The organism is Mycobacterium sp. NS-7484, from assembly GCF_001953975.1.
Classification (GTDB): Bacteria; Actinomycetota; Actinomycetes; order Mycobacteriales; family Mycobacteriaceae; genus Mycobacterium.
The window spans coordinates 55,172-75,443 of sequence record NZ_MBEJ01000018.1 but is presented as its reverse complement, the minus strand read 5'-3'; the positions used below and the strand labels follow the sequence as shown (position 1 = coordinate 75,443).

Here is a 20,272-nt window from a genome sequence, read left to right as displayed (position 1 = left end):
CCGCACAAGAAGAAAGAGTCGAATGGACCATCACCATGAACACCGTCCTATATTTCAGCGTCAATGGCGCCATCTATGAAACCCGGGCCTACACCACCGCCGACATCGACCAACTCGTCCATGACCACGGACTGCAATCGCTGACCTCAGCCGACCGGCAGTTCGACTTCTGGTTCAGCCCGTCAAGCCACGGGTGCCAACGTCTCGCCAACCGACGTGCCACTGAACTCTTGTTGGCCACAACCACTTTCAGCGCCAAGACCGTACCGCTGCTGCGCGGCTGCGTCGTCGTCGCCACCCACGACACCGATGGTGAACTCGACGGATTGAGCTGGCAGCAGCTGGATCTGCTGGTCCGGCGTAATCGCACGCTGACCAAGCGTGACGAGCGGGTGCTCAACCGGCGCATCAACCGCGACGACCGTCGCCGGCATGATGGGCAGGCACCCGCCGCACCTTGCGCGGGCCGCACAACGCGACCAACAGCCGCGTCCGGGCGACCAGCCGGCGCGCCTGGGTCGACTGAGCACCCGCCCGGCCTCAGACCGGCGATTCGCCGGCCAGGGCCCGATAACCCTTGGCTCCGGCCCGGTCGACGGCAGCGCGCGTCAGGCCGAACACCAGCCCCTGCAGGGCCGCCGCGGACAGAGCCTTGGCGGTCGACCGATTGAGGTCCTTCGGGTCGGGCGGCTTCCGGTTGGGTTCGTCGATGCGCTTCCAGATCTGGGTGAACAGCGCGCTGGCCAGCAATCCTCCGGCCACGCTCGTCATCATCGAAAGCGGCATGTACAGCACCTTCGAGCCTCTGCTCACGGATCCTCCTCGTATCGGCGACGGCCCGGAGAACGAGAGCTAGCCGGGCCTGCAAATCAGATACCCCGAAGTGGGCAGTTGTAACGGCGCAGTCATCGGCAGAAGGTTTCGCCGGGTCCCGCGTCGGGCACAGCTGTGAGGGAAGTAGTACGCCTGGGGAAAGGTCCCACCGATGACTACCGCACCAAAACCCATCAGCGACGCATCCACCGCGGAGCTCCTCGGTCAACTGCAGCAGCAGACCACCCGGCTGATTCGCGACGAACTCCGACTGGCCCAGCGGGAGTTCCAGGACTCCGCACGCCACGCCGGGATCGGCGCGGGTCTGATCAGTGCCGCCGGGCTGCTGGCCGTGCTCGGCCTGGCGACCGTCATCGCCGCGGCGGTGGCGGCGCTCTCGTTGGTCCTGCCGGTCTGGGCCGCCGCCGTGATCGTGGCGGCCGTGCTGTTCCTCGGTGCCGGAGTGGCCGCCATGGTCAGCCGCAACCAGGTCCAGAAGGTGCCGCCGCGGGCGGCCGAGTCAGTGGACAGCGTCAAACACGATCTCGATGAGCTCAAGGAGGCACGACATGGCCGGCGCTGACCGCCTTCCGCCCGAGCCCGGGCCCGACGCGGGCATCGACGAACTGCAGTCCGACATCGACAAGACGCGCAGCGAGCTGGGCGACACCGTGGCCGCGCTGTCCGACAAACTCGACGTCAAGGGCCGCGCCCAGCACAAGGCGGCCGAAACCAAGCATGCCGTCGTCGATCGGGCCCACGCCGCCACCGACGCCGCCAAGGCCAAACCCGCGGTGCCCACGGCCGCGGTGATCGCTGTGCTCGCCGCGATCGGCCTGCTGTGGTGGTGGCGCCGCCGCTGAGGCCGACGAATCCTACAGTCGGGTCAAGCTGGGCATCAGGACGTCGTCCACCAGCGCGCGCACCGTCTCGTCGGTGGGCGGACGGCCCGGTATCAGGGATCGGAACACCAGATAGCCGGGCATCACATCCCAGAGCTCGTCGTGGATGGCGGCGGCGTCGATCTCGCCGCGCTCGACCGCCTCGGTCAGAACGTCGGCCATCAGCTTTTTGCGCTCGAGGACGAACTGCTGCTGTAGTGCCGCGCTCAATTCCGGGCTGTGCGCGATCTCGCTCATGATCGCGCTCATCGTGCTGCCGTGCTGACGCGCCTGAGCGCACACCGACGCCCCGATACTCAGCAGATCCGTGCGCAATGAACCGGTCCGAGGCGCCACCAGCTGGACGCGGGTGCCCTCGATGAACGCCGCCAGCACCAGTTCCGTCTTCGACGGCCACCGCCGGTAGATGGTGGCCTTGCTCGACTTCGCCTCGGTGGCCACGGCTTCCACGGTCAACCGGTCGTAGCCGTGCTGCTGCAGGAGCCGCAGCGTCACCGACAGCAATTCGGCTTCCCGCTCGGTCCACTGCGAGGCCGGAAGTTCGTGCGCTGTCGACGTGGAAATCACCGAGAACCTTTCACCCGTGGGTATTGCCCTATCAAAAACTGTACCGTACGGTACCGTTCAGGCGCTTGGAACGGCCGAGTCCCCCGCCTCAAGGCGCGGGGTGCGCTGGTTCTCGAAAGGCTCTGAGATGCAGGGGATCTCGGTAGGCAGACTGATCAGGCGACGCTGGATGGTGATCGTTGCCGTGCTCGTGGTGGCGGTCGTCGCCTTCACCGTCAGCCGCCTCCACGGCATATTCGGCTCGGACAACGAGGTGTCCCGGCCCAGTGCCGACACCTTGGAGAACACCGGTTACAACCCCAAGCGCGTGCTGTTCGAAGTGTTCGGATCCCCCGGATCGGTTGCCACCGTCAACTACCTCGACATCGACGCACAACCCCAGCGGGCCGAGGACGTGACGCTGCCGTGGTCACAGATGCTGGTGACGGATGATCCGACGCTGTTCGCCGATCTGCGCGCGCAGGGCGACGGCGAGTACATCGGGTGCCGCATCACCGTCAATGGTGTGGTCAAGGACGAAAGGTCCACCGACAACGTGAACGGTTACATCGCCTGCTTGGACAAATCCGCATGAGCGGCCACGGATCCGACGGTGCAGTCGGGTCGCGCACCGCCCGCACCATTCGCGCGCTCGCCGTGCCCATCCTGCTGCTGTGGGTCCTCGTCGCTGCGTTGACGAATATCCTTGTGCCCCAACTGGAAGTCGTCGGCGCGGCCCGCTCGGTGGGGCTCAACGCGCCCGACGCACCGTCAACCCAGGCGATGCGCCACATCGGCCAGGTCTTCGACGAGTTCGACTCCGACAGCGCGGCCATGATCGTGCTCGAAGGCGACCAACCGTTGGGCGACGAGGCGCACCGCTTCTACGACACCCTGGTGAAGCGACTGGCCGCGGACACCGAGCACGTCGAACACATCCAGGATTTCTGGGGCGACCCGCTCACCGCAGGCGGTTCGCAGAGCAAGGACGGCAAGGCCGCGCTGGTGCAGGTCTATCTCGCCGGCAACCAGGGCGAGGCGTTGTCCAACCAATCCGTCGACGCCATCCGCGACATCGTCGCCAGTGTCCCCCCTCCGCCCGGGGTCAAGGCCTACGTCACCGGCGCCGCGCCACTCATCACCGACAACTTCGAAGTCGGCAGCAAGGGCACCGAAAAGGTCACTGGCATAACCTTTCTGGTGATCGCGGTGATGTTGCTGGTCGTCTACCGCTCGGTGACCACGATGCTGATCATGCTCGTCACGGTGCTCATCGAGCTGGCGGCCGCACGCGGCGTCGTGGCCGCGCTGGCCCATTCCGGGATCATCGGGCTGTCCACCTATTCGACGAACCTGCTCACCCTGTTGGCGATCGCCGCCGGCACCGACTACGGCATCTTCATCGTCGGCCGGTACCACGAAGCGCGTAACCGCGGCATGGACTCCGAAACCGCCTATCACGACATGTTCGCCGGCACGGTGCACGTCATCGTCGGCTCCGGGCTGACCATCGCCGGGGCGGTGGCGTGCCTGCATTTCACCCGGCTGCCCTACTTCCAAACCCTCGGTGTGCCCGCGGCCATCGGGGTGCTCGTCACGCTGGCCGCCGCATTGACCCTGGGCCCCGCCATGCTCACCATCTTCAGCCGTTTCGGTCTGTTGGAGCCGAAACGTAAAGCGCGGAACCAAGGTTGGCGCCGGATCGGCACCGCCATCGTGCGCTGGCCCGGGCCCATCCTGGTGGTGTCGTGCCTGATCGCACTGATCGGTCTGCTCGCCTTGCCGGGATACAAGACCAGTTACGACGGCCGGCCCTACCTACCGGAATCGGCCCCGGCGAACATCGGATACGCGGCCGCCGCGCGCCACTTCTCCGAGGCCCGGCTCAACCCCGAGTTGCTGATGATCGAGACCGATCATGACATGCGTAACCCGGCGGACATGCTGGTCCTCGAACGGGTCGCGAAGGCCGTTCTGCACACCCGCGGCATCTCGCTGGTGCAATCGATCACCCGACCGCTGGGGACCCCGATCAAACACAGCTCCATCCCGTTCCAGATCAGCGCCCAAAGCGCCAGCCAGATCATGAATCTCGGCTATCAGCAGGACCGTGCCGCCGACCTGCTCAAGCAGGCCAACGAGCTGTCCAACACCATCAACATCCTCAAACGGCAGGTCACGCTGCAGCAGGCCAGCGCCGATGCCACCCATGAGCAGACCCAGGCGTTCCACGACACCGTCGCGATCGTGAACGATCTGCGCGACAAGATCGCCAACTTCGACGACCAGTTCCGGCCGCTGCGAAACTACTTCTATTGGGAGCCACACTGTTTCGACATCCCGATGTGCGCGGCACTGCGATCGGTGTTCGACGCGCTCGACGGCATCGACAAGCTCAGCGACCAGTTCGGACAGATCACGGCGAGCCTGGACAAGCTCGACGCGCTGCAACCGCAACTGCTGGCCCTGCTCCCACCGCAGATCGCCATCCAGGAACGTAACCGTGACCTCACACTGTCGAACTACGCCACCACCGCCGGCACCAACACGCAGTCCGAGGAGGCCCTGCAAAATGCGACCGCGATGGGGCAGGCGTTCGACGCCGCCAAGAACGACGACTCGTTCTATCTGCCACCGGAGGCCTTCGACAATCCGGACTTCAAACGCGGCTTGAAACTGTTCCTCTCTCCCGACGGCAAGGCCGCCCGCATGATCATCACGCATGAGGGAACACCCGCGACACCCGAAGGCATCTCACACATCGACGCGATCAAGGACTCCGCGTTCGATGCCATCAAGGCCACTCCCCTGTCGGACGCCAAGATCTACGTGGCCGGAACCGCGTCTGCGTACAAGGACATCCAGGACGGTGCCCGCTACGACCTGATCATCGCGGCGCTGGCGGCGTTGGCGCTGATCCTGCTCATCATGATGTTCATCACCCGCAGCCTGGTCGCCGCGTTCGTCATCGTGGGCACGGTGGCCCTGTCACTGGGCGCGTCGTTCGGCCTGTCAGTCCTGGTGTGGCAGTACATCTTCGGCATCCCGCTGTACTGGATCGTGCTGGCGCTGGCGATCATCCTGCTGCTGGCGGTCGGCGCCGACTACAACCTGCTGTTGATCTCGCGGTTCCAAGAGGAGATCGGAGCCGGACTGAAAACCGGCGTCATCCGGGCCATGGCCGGCACCGGCAAGGTGGTGACCGCGGCCGGCCTGGTGTTCGCGTTCACGATGTCCTCGTTCATCTTCAGCGATCTGATCGTGCTCGGCCAGATCGGCACCACCATCGGCCTCGGTCTGCTCTTCGACACGTTGATCGTGCGGTCGTTCATGACCCCGTCCATCGCCGCGCTGCTCGGCCGGTGGTTCTGGTGGCCACAGATCGTGCGTCCGCGTCCGGCCAGCCGGATGCTGCGGCCCTACGGCACCCGGACCTCCGTGCGGAAGCTGCTCGATCCGGAGCCTGCCGAGCAGACGTAAACCCTTACCAAATCACGGGATTTGGTAAGGGTTTGTGTCTGCTCGCGGTCAGGAATCGAGGGTGCGCAGCAGGGCCCGGGTGCGAGCCCTGGTCTCGGCGGACGCGTCGAACACCACCCCGACGTACTCGTCGACACCGATCTCGCCGAGTGACCGAATGCGTTCCGCCACGGTGCTTTCGTCGCCGATGATGGCCGCATCCTCCGGGCCGGCGTAACCCTCCCGATCGAGCATGGCCCGGTAGGACGGCAGGTGCCCGTACATCGCGAACTGTTTGGCGGCCTGGGCGCGGGCACCGTCGACGTCGTCGGTGACACTGACCGGAAGCGCTGCGACGACCCGGACCGGCCGGTCTCCGGCAGCCTCGCGCAGGGTCGGGGCGACGTGCTCGGCCAGCGTGGTCGGCCCCGTCATCCAGGTGACGGTGCCTGCGGTGCGCTTGCCGGCGAGTTTGAGCAGCTGCGGCCCCAGCGCGGCGATGTACACGTCCGGCGCGGACGCCCCCGGGATCTGCAGCGCACCGCGCGTGGTGACGGTTTCACCGGGTGCGTCGGCGGGCTCGCCATTCAGCAGGGGTTGCAGCCCGTCCAGGTACTCACGGAGCCGTCGGACCGGCTTGTCCCACGGAATGCCCCACATGCCCTCGGTGACCGCGGCATGTGTCATGCCCAGGCCGAGGAGAAACCGGCCGCCGCTGATCAGGCTGAGGGTGAGCGCGCGCTGTGCCAGCAGCATCGGGTGCTGGTTCTGGATCGGGATCACCCCGCTGCCTACCTCGATCCCGTCGACTTCCCGGAACGCCACCGCCAGCACGGTCAGCAGATCGGGTTCATAGGGCATCTGGGTCATCCAGACGCGTCGGAAACCCTCGTCACGCAATCGCGCCAGGTTTTCCACGGTGGCGTCGACAGGAGAGCGGCCACCGGTTTCACTCAGAGAGGCGATGAGGCTGATCTGCATGCCACCACGCTAGGCGGCACTGGCCGTCATGGGGCAAAAAAGGGCGGGTTCGGGAGGACACTTGGGGGCGTCTCATTCGACTCACGCAGTCGGTCTTTCACCCCTGTACCGACTCTTTGGATCAGTCACTCCCGAACCCGTCGTAGGGTCGATCGTACGCCTCGGGCACCCCTCGAACCAGAGGGAAGTACGGCCAAATTCAGCGAATTTTTTGGAACTAGGTGCCCCGTGTTGCCGTCGGGTCGGGGGGTCAGACGGCAACACGGAGCTACCCATGTATCGACCCCTATGCCGCTGCCGTTACACATCTCCAAAACAAACTTTTCGGATGTTTTTTCCCGCGGCGGTCAGGCGTAGCTACACCTCCAGATCGATGGTCGGGCTCCGCAAGCTACGCCTCCAAAACAGCCGCGACGCCCTGCCCACCCGCCGCACAGATCGAGATCAGCCCACGCACCGGCTGACCGGTTTGCTTCTTCTTCTCGGCCAACTGCTTGGCCAACTGCGCCACGATCCGGCCACCGGTGGCCGCGAACGGGTGACCGGCCGCCAGGGAGGAGCCGTTGACGTTGAGCTTGGACCGGTCGATGGAGCCCAGCGCCTTGTCCAGACCGAGCCGTTCCTTGCAGTACTCGTCGGACTCCCAGGCGCTCAGGGTGGCCAGCACCACCGAGGCGAACGCCTCGTGGATCTCGTAGAAGTCGAAGTCCTGCAGGGTCAGGCCGTTGCGTGCCAGCAGCCGGGGCACCGCGTAGGTCGGCGCCATCAGCAGACCATCGGGTCCGTTGACGTAGTCCACGGCGGCGGTCTCGGAGTCGACGAAGTAGGCCAGCGGCTCGTGGCCATGCGCCGAGGCCCAGTCCTCACTGGCCAGCAGGGCCACCGAGGCGCCGTCGGTCAGCGGGGTCGAGTTGCCCGCGGTCATGGTCGCGTCGCCGGCCTTGACGCCGAAGACCGGCTTGAGCTTGGCCAGCTTCTCCGGCGTGGAATCTGCCCGCAGGTTGTTGTCGCGGTAGAGCCCGAGGAACGGCGTGACGAGATCGTCGAAGAAACCGCTGTCGTAGGCGGCGGCCATGTTGCGGTGGCTGGCTGCGGCCAGTTCGTCCTGGTCGACGCGCTTGATGCCCATCTTCTTGGCGGTGACCGCGGCGTGCTCGCCCATCGACATACCGGTGCGGGGCTCGCTGTTGACCGGGATCTCGACCCCGAGGGAGGCCGGCAGCTTGCCGACGAGCTTGAGCCGGTCAAGGTTGGACTTGGCCCGGCGCAGGCCCAACAGCACCTGACGCAGGTCGTTGCCGAATGCGATCGGGGCGTCGGAGGCGGTGTCGACGCCACCGGCCGCGGCCGACTCGTACTGGCCCAGCGCGATGGCGTTGGCGGCCGAGGTGGCCGCCTGCAGACCGGTGCCGCAGGCCTGCTGGATGTCGTAGGCCGGGGTGTACGGCGACAACGAGCTACCCAGCACGCATTCACGCATCAGGTTGAAGTCGCGGCTGTGCTTGAGCACCGCACCACCGATCACCGCGCCGAGACGTTCACCGGCCAGATCGAAACGCTCGATCAGCCCGTCCAGGGCGGCGGTGAACATGTCCTGGTTGGAGGCGTTGGCATAGGCGCCGTCGGACCGTGCGAATGGAATTCGGTTGCCACCCAAAACGGCAACGCGTCGCCGGGTCGTGTTGTTGGCCATTTGTTTGCCCTCCACTGTCGGGTTGTCCGGGGCCATATTACCCACTGTTCTTACTCTGGAGTAAGTTCGGTATGGACAACGCAGTACTGCGAAGCGAAAGGCAGCTGAAGTGGCTTCCGACCTGTTTTCCCAAGTGGTCAACTCCGGGCCGGGCTCGTTCCTGGCCAAGCAGCTGGGCGTACCGCAGCCCGAGACCCTGCGCCGCTACCGCGCCGGTGATCCGCCCCTGGCCGGGTCGCTGCTGATCGGCGGGGAGGGCCGGGTAGCCGAGCCGCTGCGCCTCGCCCTGGCCGGGGACTACGACGTCGTCTCCAACAACATCGGCGGCCGCTGGGCCGATTCGTTCGGCGGCGTGGTGCTCGACGCCACCGGCATCACCGACGCCGCCGGTCTGAAAGAGCTCTACAAGTTCTTCACCCCGGTGCTGCGCAACCTCGGTTCGTGCGCGCGGGTGGTCGTGATCGGGACGACGCCGGAGCAGGCCGGCAGCGTGCACGCCCAGATCGCCCAGCGCGCGCTGGACGGCTTCACCCGCTCGCTGGGCAAGGAGCTGCGCCGCGGCGCCACCGTCTCGCTGGTCTATCTGGCCGCCGACGCCAAGCCCGCCGCCACCGGCCTGGAGTCGACGATGCGGTTCATCCTCTCGGCCAAGTCGGCCTACGTCGACGGGCAGGTGTACCGGGTCGGTGCGGCCGACTCCACACCGCCGGCCGACTGGGACAAGCCCCTGGCCGGCAAGGTCGCCGTGGTGACCGGCGCGGCCCGCGGTATCGGTGCGACGATCGCCGAGGTGTTCGCCCGCGACGGCGCGATCGTGGTCGCGGTCGACGTTCCCCAGGCCGCCGATGATCTGCACAAGGTCGCGCACAAGGTCGGTGGGACCGCGCTGACGCTGGATGTCACCGCAGATGATGCCGTCGACACGATTGCCGCACATGTCACCGAGCACCACGGCGGCAAGGTCGACATCCTGGTCAACAATGCCGGCATCACCCGCGACAAGCTGCTGGCCAACATGGACGAAGGCCGGTGGGACGCCGTGATCGCGGTGAACCTGCTTGCCCCGCAACGGCTCACCGAAGGTCTGGTGGAGGCCGGGGTCCTGGGTGAGGGTGGCCGGGTGATCGGACTGTCCTCGATGGCAGGCATCGCCGGCAACCGTGGACAGACCAATTACGCCGCCACCAAGGCCGGCATGATCGGGCTCACCGAGGCACTCGCCCCCGTGCTGGCCGAGAAAGACATCACGATCAACGCCGTGGCGCCGGGCTTCATCGAGACCAAGATGACCGAGGCCATCCCGCTGGCCACCCGTGAGGTGGGTCGCCGGCTGAACTCGCTGTTCCAGGGCGGGCAGCCGGTCGATGTGGCCGAGTTGATCGCCTACTTCGCCAGCCCGGCGTCGAACGCGGTGACGGCCAACACGATCCGGGTCTGCGGCCAGGCCATGTTGGGAGCCTGAACCGGTGAACAACATGCTGCGCGCCGTGGTCGGGGCACTGCCGTTCATCCCCCGCACCGAGACACTGCCGGCGCACACCGTCACCGTCGATCAGCTGCCGATCGACCCGGCGAACGTCGCCGCCTATGCGCAGGTGACCGGGTTGCGGTTCGGCGACACCCTGCCGCTGACCTACCCGTTCGCGCTGACCTTCCCGACCGTGATGTCCCTGGTGACCGGATTCGATTTCCCGTTCGCCGCAATGGGTTCGGTGCACATTGAAAACCACATCACGCAGTACCGACCGATCAAGGTGACCGATACCGTCAGCGCGGCGGTACATGCGGAGAACCTGCGGGAACACCGCAAGGGCCTGCTGGTGGACATCGTCACCGAGCTCAAGGTCGGCAACGAGCTGGCCTGGCACCAGGTGACGACGTTCCTGCACCAGCAGAAGACCAGCCTGTCCGGTGAACCGAAGCCAGAACCCCAGAAGCAGCCAAAGCTGCCGCCGCCCAACGCCGTTCTGAGTATCACGCCCGGACAGATCCGGCAGTACGCATCGATCGGCGGGGACCACAACCCGATCCACACCAACGGCGTGGCCGCCAAGCTGTTCGGCTTCCCCACGGTGATCGCCCACGGGATGTTCAGTGCGGCCGCCGTTCTGGCGAACATCGAGGGGCAGCTCCCCGATGCCGTGAAGTACTCGGTGCGGTTCGCCAAGCCGGTGGTGCTGCCGGCCAAGGCCGGACTGTACGTCGAGCGCGACGCCGACGGCTGGGAGCTGACCCTGCGCAACCTGAAGAAGGGCTACCCGCACCTGACCGCGACGGTCGCCGGGCTCTGAGCCTGGACTTTCCCCCGCGAGCAGACGCAAACCTGCGCTTTCTGGCGTGAATATGTGCGGGTTTGCGTCTGTTCGCGACGACGACGGGACGTCACGCGCTGGGGACGGCGTCCCCGGAAGTGCGCCGCAGATCGACGAATTCGGAGATCGACGCTGACGTGACCGACGCGACCGGCCGGGCATTGGGCGCCGACGCATCTGACTTGGACACCATCACCACGTTGTCGATGTAGGGCTGGATGGTCGTGCTGTTCTGCACGGTCGACACGATCACCAACTGGAACCCGAACTTACGGAACGCCGAAAGCGCCTGCTGGGCGAACTGGGGATCCGACTTGGAGAACGCCTCGTCCAACATAAGCTGGGCGAACAGTGGCCGGGTGTCGTTGCTGTCCGGGCTGGCCAGGTTGAAGCTCAGCGCCCCGGCCAGACAGAACGCCATGAGCTTTTCCTGCTCACCACCGGAGTTGTCACCGGAGTTGCTGTAGGTGCGGATCACCTCACCGGTCTCGGCGTCGCGCTCCTCGCAGTACAGCACGAACCGGTTCCGCACATCCAACGCGTCGCGGGTCCACTGCCGGTCCTCGGGGGTGATGCCGGCCAACAACTTTCGCAGTTGCAGGATGTCGGTGTACTGATCAAACATCGCGGTCTCGTCGCCGAAGCTGACCAGCGACACGCGAGACGAGATCCGTTGGGCCTTCTCGTTGAGCTCGTCCACCGCGGCCAGGTGGCGGGTACCGGCGTGCAACGTCAGCCGGGTGCCGCGGTTGAACTCCACCGCGCCGAGACCGGTGTTGACGCGAGCGATCTGCTCGGTGATGCGCCGGGCCTCGTTGTCGGCGATCATGTGCAGGTTCAGGATCGCGCCGGGCGCCTGCTCGGTGATCAGCCGCTGCATGCGCTCGTAGGCGTCGGGCAGTTCCCGCTCGTCGATGCGTCGGCACAACGCGACGTAGTCGTGGACCCGCTCGTCGAACACGTCACTGTCGTTGGGGATCGCATCCGGGAAGGAGCTGTCGTAGGCGGCCATGATGCCGGCCAGCTCATCGTGCGAGCGGTTGCGGTCGGCCCGCAGCCGGTCGCGCTCGCGACCGATGACCCGGGCCAATTCAGCTCGGTACGGCTCGGATTCGAGCAGTTCCAGCGGCAACGCCATATCGGCGGCGTAACCGTCGATGGTGTCGCGGGTGTGTTGCGGAAGCTCGCTGGAACCGAGCCGTTCGGTCAGCGCCTCGCTCAGTTCCAGAAGCGCGGTCCGCCTGCGGTCCAGGGCGGTCTCGCGCTCGTTGAGCGAGCCGATCTGCTGGATGACCTTCTCGACCCGTTCCCAGCACTCGTCGGCCCGAAGTTGCAGCCGCTCGGCGTCGGGGTTGTCCGAGACGAGCAGGTCGTGTTCGTCCTGCAGCCGCTCGAGCATCTCGTCGACCGAGTCGGTGTCGATGTCGCTCCACTGCATGTACTGGTCACACAGCGCACGGCAGGCCCGCTCGCGGGACTGCAGTTGGCCACGGTGCTCGTCGAGCCGCTCACGTGCGGTCCGTGCAGTCTGGTAGACGTCCTGGGCCGCCGCCAGATCATCCTGCAGCGCTTCGATTTTCGCTGCGGTACCGCCGAGGAAGATGTAGTCCGACGGCCGCAGGCGCGAGCGGTCGTCCTTGATCGACAGCCGGCCACTGTCCTTCCGCAACCCCTGGTCGGTGACCGCCCGGGCCTGCTGGGTGAACTCCTCGGGCCCGTCGACGCACACGTAGTCCCCGACGGCGGCGATCACATTGAGGGCCTCCACCGCGCTGTCATGGGTGGGATCGGCCAACTGCAACTTGGTGGCCAGGGTGTCCGGCGCGGGGGTGCGCAGCTGGGCACCATGCTGGACGTGCTGCAACTGGATGCGGCCACGCATGTCGTTCTCGTTGACGAACCGCAGGGCGCGTTCCATGTAGGCGTCGGGGACCAGCAAGCGTAATCCCGCCCCGCGCAACACTTTTTCGACGGCCAGCCGCCAGCGGGTCTCCTCGGGCTTGAGCTCCATCAGCTCGGCGACGTAGACCAGATCCCGCTCGGAGATGTCGAGGGCACGGGCGATACGGGCCCGCATCTCGTACTCGGTCTTGGGCAGCGGCGAGCCCAGCCGCTGCACCCGCTCGAGCTCGGCTTCCACACTCTCGCGGGTTTCCCGCGCCCGCACCTCCTTGGCCGAGGCCTCGACGTAGGGCTGGTTGCCGGTGAACAGCTCCCGGTGCAGCCGGTCGGCCTCGTCCATCAAGGTCTCGCGCAGCGACCAGAATTCCTCGCCATTGTCCGGCGGCGTCAGCCCCAGCGAGGTGACCTTGTCCTCGTAGGCGCTGCGCCGCCGCGACACCTCTTCGCTGATCCGCTCGGCCTCGGTGAGCCGCTGCTGCAACGGCACCAGATCCACCGTCATGGTGTTGATCTGCGCCATCAGCGAGTTGTGTTCGTTCTTCAGTTGCCGTTGCTGCGAACCGAATTCGTCGCGCTGGGCACCGAGTTGGGTGATCTGATCGTCGAGGTTGTCGATCTCCGGCCCGGCCTGCGCCAGGCGGAGGTGGTCGACGTAGTCGCGGATCATCGCATTGTCGATGGTGTCGATCACCCCGAACTTCGCCGCCTCGTCGGCGTACCGCGCCTGCACCGCAGCGATGTTGCCCAGGGTGTTGCGCTTGCGCCGGGCCACGTCGAGCAGGCCGCGGGCCTCGACCAGCGGATTGATCTGCTCAAGCGCCTCTTCCACGCCGCTGAGGCTGACCGGCTCGTCGAGCATGAACTCCCGGACGAATTGCTCCAGCCCGCCAACGCTTTTCAGTGATTTCGCCTTACCCAGCAGCTGCTGGGCGGCTTCCGAGGCCCGGATGCCGATGCTGGAGTACAGCTGCGCGAGGTACTGGCTCTCGCTGCGGCCGCCGGTCCAGCCGTCGTCGCGGAACACCGCGGCGTCATAGCCGTTGGCCGCCCACCGGTTGCACAGACCGAAGATGTCGCGGTCGGCGTCGATCAGGTAGTAACGGCTTCCCGGATCGGAGGTCTTCTCGGCGGCCAGCCATTTGAGCACAAGCCCGGTGACCGAGCGTCCGGTGCGATCACTGTAGGTGACGGCCACTGCCGACCACGCCGGGCCCGTGCCGCGCAGGTACATGATCTGGCGGTTGGTGCCCTCGCGCCGCTCACCCCACGCTCCCCGGACATACTTGTCGACGGTGCGTTTGCCGGTGCCCGAGCCGGCGGCGGTGGTGTCACCGGAGGCGTTGAAGTTGCGCCGGTGCGACGGCAGAAATGCCAGCGAAATCGCGTCCAGCAGTGACGATTTGCCGCTTCCCGAGGAGCCGGTGATCAGGGTGCCCTGGGGACTGAACGGGATCGAGTGGTACCCGTCGAACACACCCCAGTTGATGACCTGCAGGCGCGACAGATAGAACTGGTTGGTCGGTTCAGCCATGTGCGTCCACTTCATCCTCGAGCCGTTCAGATGTGCTGGTGCCGTTCGCCGCCCGCTTGAGCTGCTCGAACTGCTGTTGCAGTTCGGTGATCATCGATGCCGTCATGATCGCGTTGACCACGGGGCTGATGGTGAAGCTGTCTTCGTCTTCCCGGTTGCGGGCCAGCATCTCGATGTCGGTGAGCCGCTCGATCGCATTGTCGATCCGTTTGTCGAAAGACGCGGTGTCCCGGTCGGTGTCGTTGTTGACCCCGGCGAACAGCTCGTGAATCTCGTCGCGGCTGATCAGGACGTTCTCGTCGCGCGCCGCGGCCCGCATCAGCTTGGCCAGATGCAGGGCCAGGATCGAGTCGTAAGTGTTCAGCGTCTCACGGCGCAGCAGCCGGCGCCGCCACTGTGATTCGTAGTCCGCCTGTTTGACGTAGGCGATGTCGTGATCGTCCGAGATGCACAGGCGCATATCGAGTTCCGAGAGCCGCACTGTGAGTTCGGCACGGTATCGCGTCACCCAGGACCACAGTTCGGAGTGATTGTCCTTGCTGACGTAGCGACGTGACAGCAGGTGCTGCAGCGCCCAGCAGGCCCGGTCGGGTAACTCGCTGACATCCCCGTCGAAGCGGGGCGCGCGGTGCGGTTCGGCGGAACGCTCGACCGCGTCGATGCTCGGCAGGGCATCGAAATCGATCGCCGCATCCGAGACGGGCGAGGTGTCGGGGGTGTCCGGGGTGTCGGTCATAGCATGCTCTCGCTGGCAGTTGGTATCGGCTCGGTGAAGACCAGCCGGGGAATCTCGATTTCGCGGTCCACGCCTTCCAGCGACCGGAACCGCACCCGGACGGTCTCGGCGCCGTCGGAGGTGTGCTGCTTGAGCGCCCAGGACCACAGCACGATCACGTGCCCCAGGTAAGCCGAGTCCAGCAGTTCGATCGCGTCGGGCAACGAAACGGGGCCAGCGGCCACCGCGCCGTTGACCAACTCGGCCAACTCGGCGGCATCCACCTGGGAGGCCAGCGCGGAGAACGCCGAGAGGTTCACCTCCCCCTCGGACGGCTCGGCCGGCGACGGCGGGATGGCGTCACGGATCTTGAAGGCCACGGCGCCGATGGAGTTGAAGTCGGTCCGGACCAGCGGAACCTCGACACCGAGGCGGCTGTCGGCCAGGGAGACGCTGAGCAGGTCATGTGCGCTGGCCAGGGCGTCGTTGAGCTGGCGGGTGACGCCGCGGCTGTGTTCCAAGGTGCCCGACGCCACGAACCGCTTGATCCGGCGGGCACAGCGCTGGCGGGTGCGGCCCACCTCGGCCGTCTGGGCCGACACCAGGCTGAAGAACCCGGTCATCACTTCACGCAGGCTCGGATCCAGGTGCGGCAGTTCCCGGGTGACCGCCTCGATGTCGGCCACCAACGCGGCCCGTTGGTCGGGATCTTGGATCATCCGGGTGAACGCGGTGTACGACGCGCTCTCCCGAGAGGCGAACAACGACTCGTAGTCGTCGAACAGTTGGCGCTGGCGTTCCCGGTACCCCAGATCGGTGTCGGCGGAGGCGTCCAGCAATCTGGTGGTGATGCGGTTGAGCATGCTGCCGTACTGCCCGATGTCGGAGACGATCTGCTCCATCTGCAACGCGATGGCACGGGCCTCGTCCTCGACGTCGACCAGGTCGGGTTCGGGCCGCTGCCCCTGCTCCAGGGCTTCCAATTCGTCACGCAGCTTGGCGATTTCGGCTTCGATGTCGGCTCGGATGCGCTCTGGGTCGTTGCTGACCTGCCCGGCGACCCGGCGCAGCCCGGCCGCGATGCCGGTGATCGAGCCGCCGGTGGCGATCGTGTCCTCGCGGCGCATGCGGCGGGCGAAATCGAGCACGGCCCGTGCCTCGTACGTCAGGTAGCAGACGTTGCGTTCACTGCCCCCGGACTGCTCGGTGACGCGGTGCAACCAGCCCTGGCTGGCCCAGTACTTGATCAAGGCCAGGCCCGACTGTTCGGTTTCGGAGCCGAGATCGGCCAGGTCGCGTTCCAACCGCACCACCAGCTCGGTCTCGGTGAGCTTGGTCCCGCGATCCAGGTGGCGTTCCATCAGCGTGAGGTAGGTGGCCAGGTTGTTGGTCACCAGCAGCCGCGCCGAGCGCGAATCGGCCAGCTCACAGTTGAGCTGATAGAGCTGTTCCAGCGCACCGCCGGCACCAGCTCGATCGCCGGAGTCAGGCATGGCCGGCCCTTCGTTTCGCAATGGACATCGGCCCCACTTTATGCGGCTGAGCTGACGGGCCCGACGCCCGTTCGGTTTGCTGATCGCCACCGTTGTGGCCGAATAGTGACCAACGCCTCAGCAGCGGTGCCCTACATTCATTCGATGCCTCCTGCGAAGGTTCCGCCCGCCCGGTTGGTGCGCGCCGTCGAACGCATCCGCCATCATCTGCGTCGCCTGCATCAACGTGCGGTACCGCCGCCGGCGGCGGTGCTCGAGATGATCCTGGGTGCCTGGGTTGCCCAGGGCATCACCGTCGCCGCACAGCTGGGGGTGGCTGACGCGCTGGCCGACGGGCCGCTGCGCCCCGCAGAGTTGGCCGCCCGGGTCCAGGCCGACCCGGACGCCCTGGACCGGTTGATGCGGGCCCTGGTGGGCGAGGGCATCTTCCGTCGCACCCGAGACGGTCGTTATGCGCTCAACGCGCTGGGCGACACCTTGCGCAAAGACGCCCCGGTCTCGATCGCTGGGATGGCGAAATTCGTCGGCTCACCGCAGCACCGCGAGCACTGGAGCCATCTGGCCGACGCGGTCCGCACCGGTGAGGCCGTCGTCCCCAAGCTGCGCGGCATGGAGACGTTCGACTACATCGGCTCCGACCCCGAACTCGGGGCGATCTTCAACGACGCCATGACCAGCATCTCCGAATTGGCGATCGCGCCGGTGGTGGCGGCCTACGACTTCTCCCGCTTTTCCACGATCGCCGATGTCGGCGGTGGCCACGGCCGCCTGCTGGCGGCTGTCCTCGAAGCCACCCCGGCCGCCCGCGGAGTGCTCTATGACCTGCCTCAGGTGGTCGAGGGGGCGCCGGAGCTGCTGGACCGGTACGGGGTGACCGACCGGGTCCGCATCGTCGCGGGCTCGTTCTTCGACAGCGTCCCCGATGGCGCCGACGCCTACCTGATGAAGAACATCATCCACGACTGGCCTGACGCCTTGGCGTTGACGCTCCTGCGCAACGTGCGTGCGGCCGCGGCGCCGGGCACCACCCTGCTGCTGGTCGAAGGCGTGATACCCGACCATGACCGGGAGTACCTCGGCAAGTGGACCGACATGGAGATGCTGATCGGCATCGCGGCGCGGGAGCGCAACGAGGATGAATACCGAAAGCTCTACCAGCAAGCCGGATTCCGGTTGACCCGCGTGGTGCCGACGGCCTCGCCGTTCAGCGTGGTGGAGGGGACGGCGGTCTAATCCTCTTCCGCGCATGGTGAGGTGGCATGCACATCGAGTCCGTACACGCCGCCCGCCGTCGTTTCGGCCTTGACCGAGACCACGTAACCGCGGCCATCCTGGTAGACCTTGTAGTTCTCCGGCTCGGGATCCGGCCGGGTCCACGGGACCGGTTGGAATCCCTGATCGCGCAGGGCATCGATGCGGGTGAGCGCCGCCTCGACCGCTGCCGGCGCCGGGTCGACGGTCCACTCGGAGACCTGCACCTTCCACGGCGGACCGACCGACATCAACGCGTCATCGGTGCGGCAGCCGATCTTCCGGGCGTACGCCGGATCGGGACTGACCGGCTTGTCGACGATCGCCGAGACATAACCGGCTGCCACCCGGGCGGCCTCGGTCACGGTCAAGGTGGTGGGCTGCATCGTCGCCTCCCCTTCGATACCGGGATTGTCTTTACGGAAGAGCCCGCAGGAGCTGGTGGCGAGCACCAGCATGGTCACGAAAACTGTTGTGGCGAGCTTCATTTGACCTGCACTCGAGGTCCGCGGCCGGGATTGTCCGTCACCACCGGATTATCCCACGGATGTTGCCGTCGATCGTAGGATCCGTTGTCATCCCACGGCAGGTTGGGGATCTTCGGCCCACCGGCCGCACGCCCCTGGTCGGCGGCCTCGGCCCCGAAGTTCCCGTCGTCGCCGACATCGATGTCGACGTAGTTGGTCTGGATCCCGCGCTCGACGTAACCCGTGGCCTCGCCGCCGTTGATCACCGCCACCATGTTCCGGAACGCATCGGAATCATAGTCGTCCCAATACTTTCCGTGCGCATCCGTACCCACGATCACCTGGTTGGGGTGGGCCCCTTCCGGCCCGTAGTACCCGGTGTCGAGCCGGGTGACGCCGGGAATGTTGTCGGGATCGGTCGCCGAGGGCAGCCCACCCAACGGGTTGCCGATGCGTCCGTCGACGTTGTGCGGGATACCCGGGATCTGATCCACCCCCGGGATGTTCGACAGGGACACATCGCGGGGCAACGACTGCACCACGGCAATCGGATCACCCGGCGCGGTCATCGAATAACGCTGCACGTCGGGGTTCGGATTGGTGTACTCGCCGGTGAGGATCCCGGTGCCGGCCGACGACGCATGCAGAATCCGGTCGGCGCGCAGACCCATCTGCTCGGCAGTGCCGACGATGGCACCACCATAGGAATGGCCGATATAGGTGACCGGCGTGCCCGGTGCGCGCTCGCCCACCGCGCGGTCGATCTCGTGTCCGAACGACACCAGTTTCGGGGCCATCGACGCGGCATAGGACGGGTCGGCAGCCTTGTCCAGGCCCTGGGGGAAATCGTCGCCGAGGAACAGGAAGACCGGCGACCCGGACTGCTTGGCCAGTTCCATGGCCGACGCGTGGTTCGAACCACTGCCGTTGAGGTTGGTGTTGGTACCGGGAACGACGACGCCCACGCCCTTGATGCCGGGCTTGATGTCACCGATCATCTCGATCATCCGTCCGTTGCCCTCGGTGGAGAAGGCCACGAACTTGCGCGGCACCAGATTGCCGCTGCCGTTGGGATCCTTGATCGGGGTCAGCATCGCCTCAAGTTGCTTGACGCGGGCCTCGTCAGGATGTTCCTTGGCCTTCTCCTCGGCGAGCGCGTTGCGGATGTTGATGTTGTTGGCTTCGATCCTGGTATCGAACGGCACCCCGTCGGTGTTGCCCATCACCTGCGGGTCGGCCAGCACCATCTCGTGCAGGGTTTCCGGACTCAGCCCCGCCAGGAACGCGGCCCGCTCGTCGGGCGTCATCCCGGCCAGCCGGTCCACCAATGCCTTGGGGCTGTTCGGATCGGGTGCCTGCTTGGGGTCCGGCGCGCTGAGCGAGGCCGCGGCATCGCGAACCTGTTGTCCCACTTTGGTGTCGGTGGTCTCGAACTGCGCCAGCATCGTCTTGAGTTGCGCCGACGCCCGGGCGGCCATCGCCTGCAGCAGCATCCGGTTCACCGGACTCAACCGCGAGAAGAAGTCCAGCGCGCTGCCGGGACGGATCGAGACCGTGCCGTCGTCGGCGACCTGCCAGCCCTGTCCTCGAAGCTGTTCGACGCTGCCGAGAATGGCGTTGCGTTGCTGCACCAACTCGGCGCCACCTGACTGCAGGGCGGTCTGCAACGCGGTCAGGCTGTCATGGAGGCGTTGCATGCGTTCCAATGACGCTGTCGCGCTTGCGATGGCGGCGTCCGCCGAGGTACCTGTCCAGCCCGACCGCAGGGTGTCGATCATCGCTCGCTGCTGATCCATCTGGGCCGACAGCACCGATGCGCGGTTGCCGATGTCGGCGCCGCTCTGCACGAGTGCCTCAGGGTTGGACGCTTCCACCTGAGAGATCGACGCGGGCATGTCAGCCGGTCGGCTTGATCGAGTTCAGTCGACGCGCGGACTCGTCGTCGGTGCGCTGGTAGGCGTCTGCCGCGGAGGTCAGCTTGCCGGCGTGCGCACTGACCTCGCTGCCGACCGTCTTTGCCGCACCGTCGACGATCGGGGCGACCTGGCCGCATGCGGCACCGCTCTGCAGGCCCGGCATCGCCGCGGCCGCTGCGCTCAACGGCTGACCGACATCCAGGCCGGAAACGGCCGCACCCACGGCGGACTCGGTTCCGGCAGCGGCCCGCAACTGTCCGGGAGCAACCTTGAGCTCAGAACCCATGCTCC

General features: G+C 66.4%; 17 protein-coding genes and 1 pseudogene. 8 read left to right on the top strand and 10 right to left on the bottom strand.

Annotated elements, in window-relative coordinates; all coding sequences use genetic code 11:
* Positions 1-35: 35 nt before the first annotated feature.
* Positions 36-500, top strand: a pseudogene (locus A5733_RS27815) (hypothetical protein); the annotation flags it as partial.
* Between the two features lie 40 nt (positions 501-540).
* Here A5733_RS27815 and A5733_RS03820 read toward each other — a convergent pair.
* Positions 541-813: a DUF4235 domain-containing protein gene (locus tag A5733_RS03820; protein WP_175616177.1), complete on the bottom strand. Its 273-nt coding sequence runs from the start codon at positions 811-813 to the stop codon at positions 541-543.
* A gap of 172 nt (positions 814-985) precedes the next feature.
* Here A5733_RS03820 and A5733_RS03815 point away from each other — a divergent pair, with 172 nt between their 5' ends.
* Together A5733_RS03815 and A5733_RS03810 are read left to right on the top strand one after the other, a co-directional pair.
* Positions 986-1,396, top strand: coding sequence for a phage holin family protein (locus tag A5733_RS03815; RefSeq protein ID WP_076239140.1), 411 nt, complete (start codon positions 986-988; stop codon positions 1,394-1,396).
* Complete coding sequence (locus A5733_RS03810) at positions 1,383-1,676, top strand: DUF3618 domain-containing protein (protein ID WP_076239139.1); 294 nt, start codon at positions 1,383-1,385, stop codon at positions 1,674-1,676. Before A5733_RS03815 ends, A5733_RS03810 begins: the two co-directional genes overlap by 14 nt.
* A gap of 12 nt (positions 1,677-1,688) precedes the next feature.
* On the opposite strand, the gene A5733_RS03805 is transcribed toward A5733_RS03810, so the two are convergent.
* The gene (locus A5733_RS03805) at positions 1,689-2,282 is read right to left on the bottom strand and encodes a TetR/AcrR family transcriptional regulator (RefSeq protein ID WP_076239138.1); all 594 of its coding nucleotides are present in this window, start codon (positions 2,280-2,282) and stop codon (positions 1,689-1,691) included.
* Between the two features lie 127 nt (positions 2,283-2,409).
* On the opposite strand from A5733_RS03805, the gene A5733_RS03800 reads away from it, so the two are divergent.
* A complete protein-coding gene (locus A5733_RS03800) occupies positions 2,410-2,856 on the top strand; it encodes an MmpS family transport accessory protein (protein ID WP_067775861.1) in 447 nt (148 codons plus the stop codon).
* Positions 2,853-5,741, top strand: a complete 2,889-nt coding sequence (locus tag A5733_RS03795) for an RND family transporter (protein WP_076239137.1) — start codon at positions 2,853-2,855, stop codon at positions 5,739-5,741. Before A5733_RS03800 ends, A5733_RS03795 begins: the two co-directional genes overlap by 4 nt.
* Before the next feature lie 48 nt (positions 5,742-5,789).
* On the opposite strand, the gene A5733_RS03790 is transcribed toward A5733_RS03795, so the two are convergent.
* Entirely contained in the window at positions 5,790-6,701 is a 912-nt protein-coding gene (locus A5733_RS03790; protein WP_067775866.1) for a TIGR03564 family F420-dependent LLM class oxidoreductase, read from the bottom strand.
* Between the two features lie 391 nt (positions 6,702-7,092).
* Positions 7,093-8,394: an acetyl-CoA C-acetyltransferase gene (locus A5733_RS03785; protein ID WP_067775932.1), complete on the bottom strand. Its 1,302-nt coding sequence runs from the start codon at positions 8,392-8,394 to the stop codon at positions 7,093-7,095.
* A gap of 109 nt (positions 8,395-8,503) precedes the next feature.
* Here A5733_RS03785 and A5733_RS03780 point away from each other — a divergent pair, with 109 nt between their 5' ends.
* Together A5733_RS03780 and A5733_RS03775 are read left to right on the top strand one after the other, a co-directional pair.
* Complete coding sequence (locus A5733_RS03780; RefSeq protein WP_076239136.1) at positions 8,504-9,856, top strand: 3-oxoacyl-ACP reductase; 1,353 nt, start codon at positions 8,504-8,506, stop codon at positions 9,854-9,856.
* 13 nt (positions 9,857-9,869) lie between these two features.
* Positions 9,870-10,685 carry a MaoC/PaaZ C-terminal domain-containing protein gene (locus A5733_RS03775; protein ID WP_067775935.1) on the top strand — a complete coding sequence of 272 codons (816 nt, stop codon included), beginning with the start codon at positions 9,870-9,872 and terminating at the stop codon, positions 10,683-10,685.
* A 91-nt stretch (positions 10,686-10,776) separates the two neighbouring features.
* On the opposite strand, the gene A5733_RS03770 is transcribed toward A5733_RS03775, so the two are convergent.
* From A5733_RS03770 to A5733_RS03760, 3 genes are read right to left on the bottom strand one after another with little or no spacing between them, the layout of a single operon-like run.
* A complete protein-coding gene (locus A5733_RS03770) occupies positions 10,777-14,139 on the bottom strand; it encodes an ATP-binding protein (RefSeq protein ID WP_076239135.1) in 3,363 nt (1,120 codons plus the stop codon).
* Positions 14,132-14,875: a DUF4194 domain-containing protein gene (locus A5733_RS03765; RefSeq protein ID WP_076239134.1), complete on the bottom strand. Its 744-nt coding sequence runs from the start codon at positions 14,873-14,875 to the stop codon at positions 14,132-14,134. The genes A5733_RS03770 and A5733_RS03765 overlap by 8 nt, the downstream gene beginning before the upstream one ends.
* Positions 14,872-16,347 (bottom strand): DUF3375 domain-containing protein, encoded by a 1,476-nt coding sequence (locus A5733_RS03760; RefSeq protein WP_067775877.1) that lies wholly within the window; start codon positions 16,345-16,347, stop codon positions 14,872-14,874. The genes A5733_RS03765 and A5733_RS03760 overlap by 4 nt, the downstream gene beginning before the upstream one ends.
* Before the next feature lie 144 nt (positions 16,348-16,491).
* Here A5733_RS03760 and A5733_RS03755 point away from each other — a divergent pair, with 144 nt between their 5' ends.
* A complete protein-coding gene (locus A5733_RS03755; RefSeq protein WP_067775938.1) occupies positions 16,492-17,580 on the top strand; it encodes a methyltransferase in 1,089 nt (362 codons plus the stop codon).
* Here A5733_RS03755 and A5733_RS03750 read toward each other — a convergent pair.
* Genes A5733_RS03750 through A5733_RS03740 form a run of 3 tightly spaced genes read right to left on the bottom strand, consistent with a single transcriptional unit; the run spans position 17,577 to position 20,267 of the window.
* On the bottom strand, positions 17,577-18,086 hold the full coding sequence (locus A5733_RS03750; protein ID WP_067775880.1) for a hypothetical protein: 510 nt from the start codon (positions 18,084-18,086) through the stop codon (positions 17,577-17,579). The two genes, A5733_RS03755 and A5733_RS03750, sit on opposite strands and share 4 nt — an antisense overlap.
* Entirely contained in the window at positions 18,083-19,960 is a 1,878-nt protein-coding gene (locus tag A5733_RS03745) for an alpha/beta hydrolase (protein WP_076239133.1), read from the bottom strand. The genes A5733_RS03750 and A5733_RS03745 overlap by 4 nt, the downstream gene beginning before the upstream one ends.
* 1 nt (position 19,961) lies before the next feature.
* Positions 19,962-20,267 (bottom strand): type VII secretion target, encoded by a 306-nt coding sequence (locus A5733_RS03740; RefSeq protein WP_067775886.1) that lies wholly within the window; start codon positions 20,265-20,267, stop codon positions 19,962-19,964.
* Between the last annotated feature and the right edge of the window lie 5 nt (positions 20,268-20,272).

Bases quoted from the DNA above. Each gene is read 5' to 3' on its own strand.
- A5733_RS03760 (WP_067775877.1), bottom strand. From the start codon at position 16,347: ATGCCTGACTCCGGCGATCGAGCTGGTGCCGGCGGTGCGCTGGAACAG.
- A5733_RS03745 (WP_076239133.1), bottom strand. From the start codon at position 19,960: ATGCCCGCGTCGATCTCTCAGGTGGAAGCGTCCAACCCTGAGGCACTC.
- A5733_RS03765 (WP_076239134.1), bottom strand. From the start codon at position 14,875: ATGACCGACACCCCGGACACCCCCGACACCTCGCCCGTCTCGGATGCG.
- A5733_RS03775 (WP_067775935.1), top strand. From the start codon at position 9,870: ATGCTGCGCGCCGTGGTCGGGGCACTGCCGTTCATCCCCCGCACCGAG.
- A5733_RS03800 (WP_067775861.1), top strand. From the start codon at position 2,410: ATGCAGGGGATCTCGGTAGGCAGACTGATCAGGCGACGCTGGATGGTG.
- A5733_RS03770 (WP_076239135.1), bottom strand. From the start codon at position 14,139: ATGGCTGAACCGACCAACCAGTTCTATCTGTCGCGCCTGCAGGTCATC.
- A5733_RS03740 (WP_067775886.1), bottom strand. From the start codon at position 20,267: ATGGGTTCTGAGCTCAAGGTTGCTCCCGGACAGTTGCGGGCCGCTGCC.
- A5733_RS03750 (WP_067775880.1), bottom strand. From the start codon at position 18,086: ATGAAGCTCGCCACAACAGTTTTCGTGACCATGCTGGTGCTCGCCACC.
- A5733_RS03785 (WP_067775932.1), bottom strand. From the start codon at position 8,394: ATGGCCAACAACACGACCCGGCGACGCGTTGCCGTTTTGGGTGGCAAC.
- A5733_RS03810 (WP_076239139.1), top strand. From the start codon at position 1,383: ATGGCCGGCGCTGACCGCCTTCCGCCCGAGCCCGGGCCCGACGCGGGC.
- A5733_RS03795 (WP_076239137.1), top strand. From the start codon at position 2,853: ATGAGCGGCCACGGATCCGACGGTGCAGTCGGGTCGCGCACCGCCCGC.
- A5733_RS03755 (WP_067775938.1), top strand. From the start codon at position 16,492: ATGCCTCCTGCGAAGGTTCCGCCCGCCCGGTTGGTGCGCGCCGTCGAA.
- A5733_RS03815 (WP_076239140.1), top strand. From the start codon at position 986: ATGACTACCGCACCAAAACCCATCAGCGACGCATCCACCGCGGAGCTC.
- A5733_RS03790 (WP_067775866.1), bottom strand. From the start codon at position 6,701: ATGCAGATCAGCCTCATCGCCTCTCTGAGTGAAACCGGTGGCCGCTCT.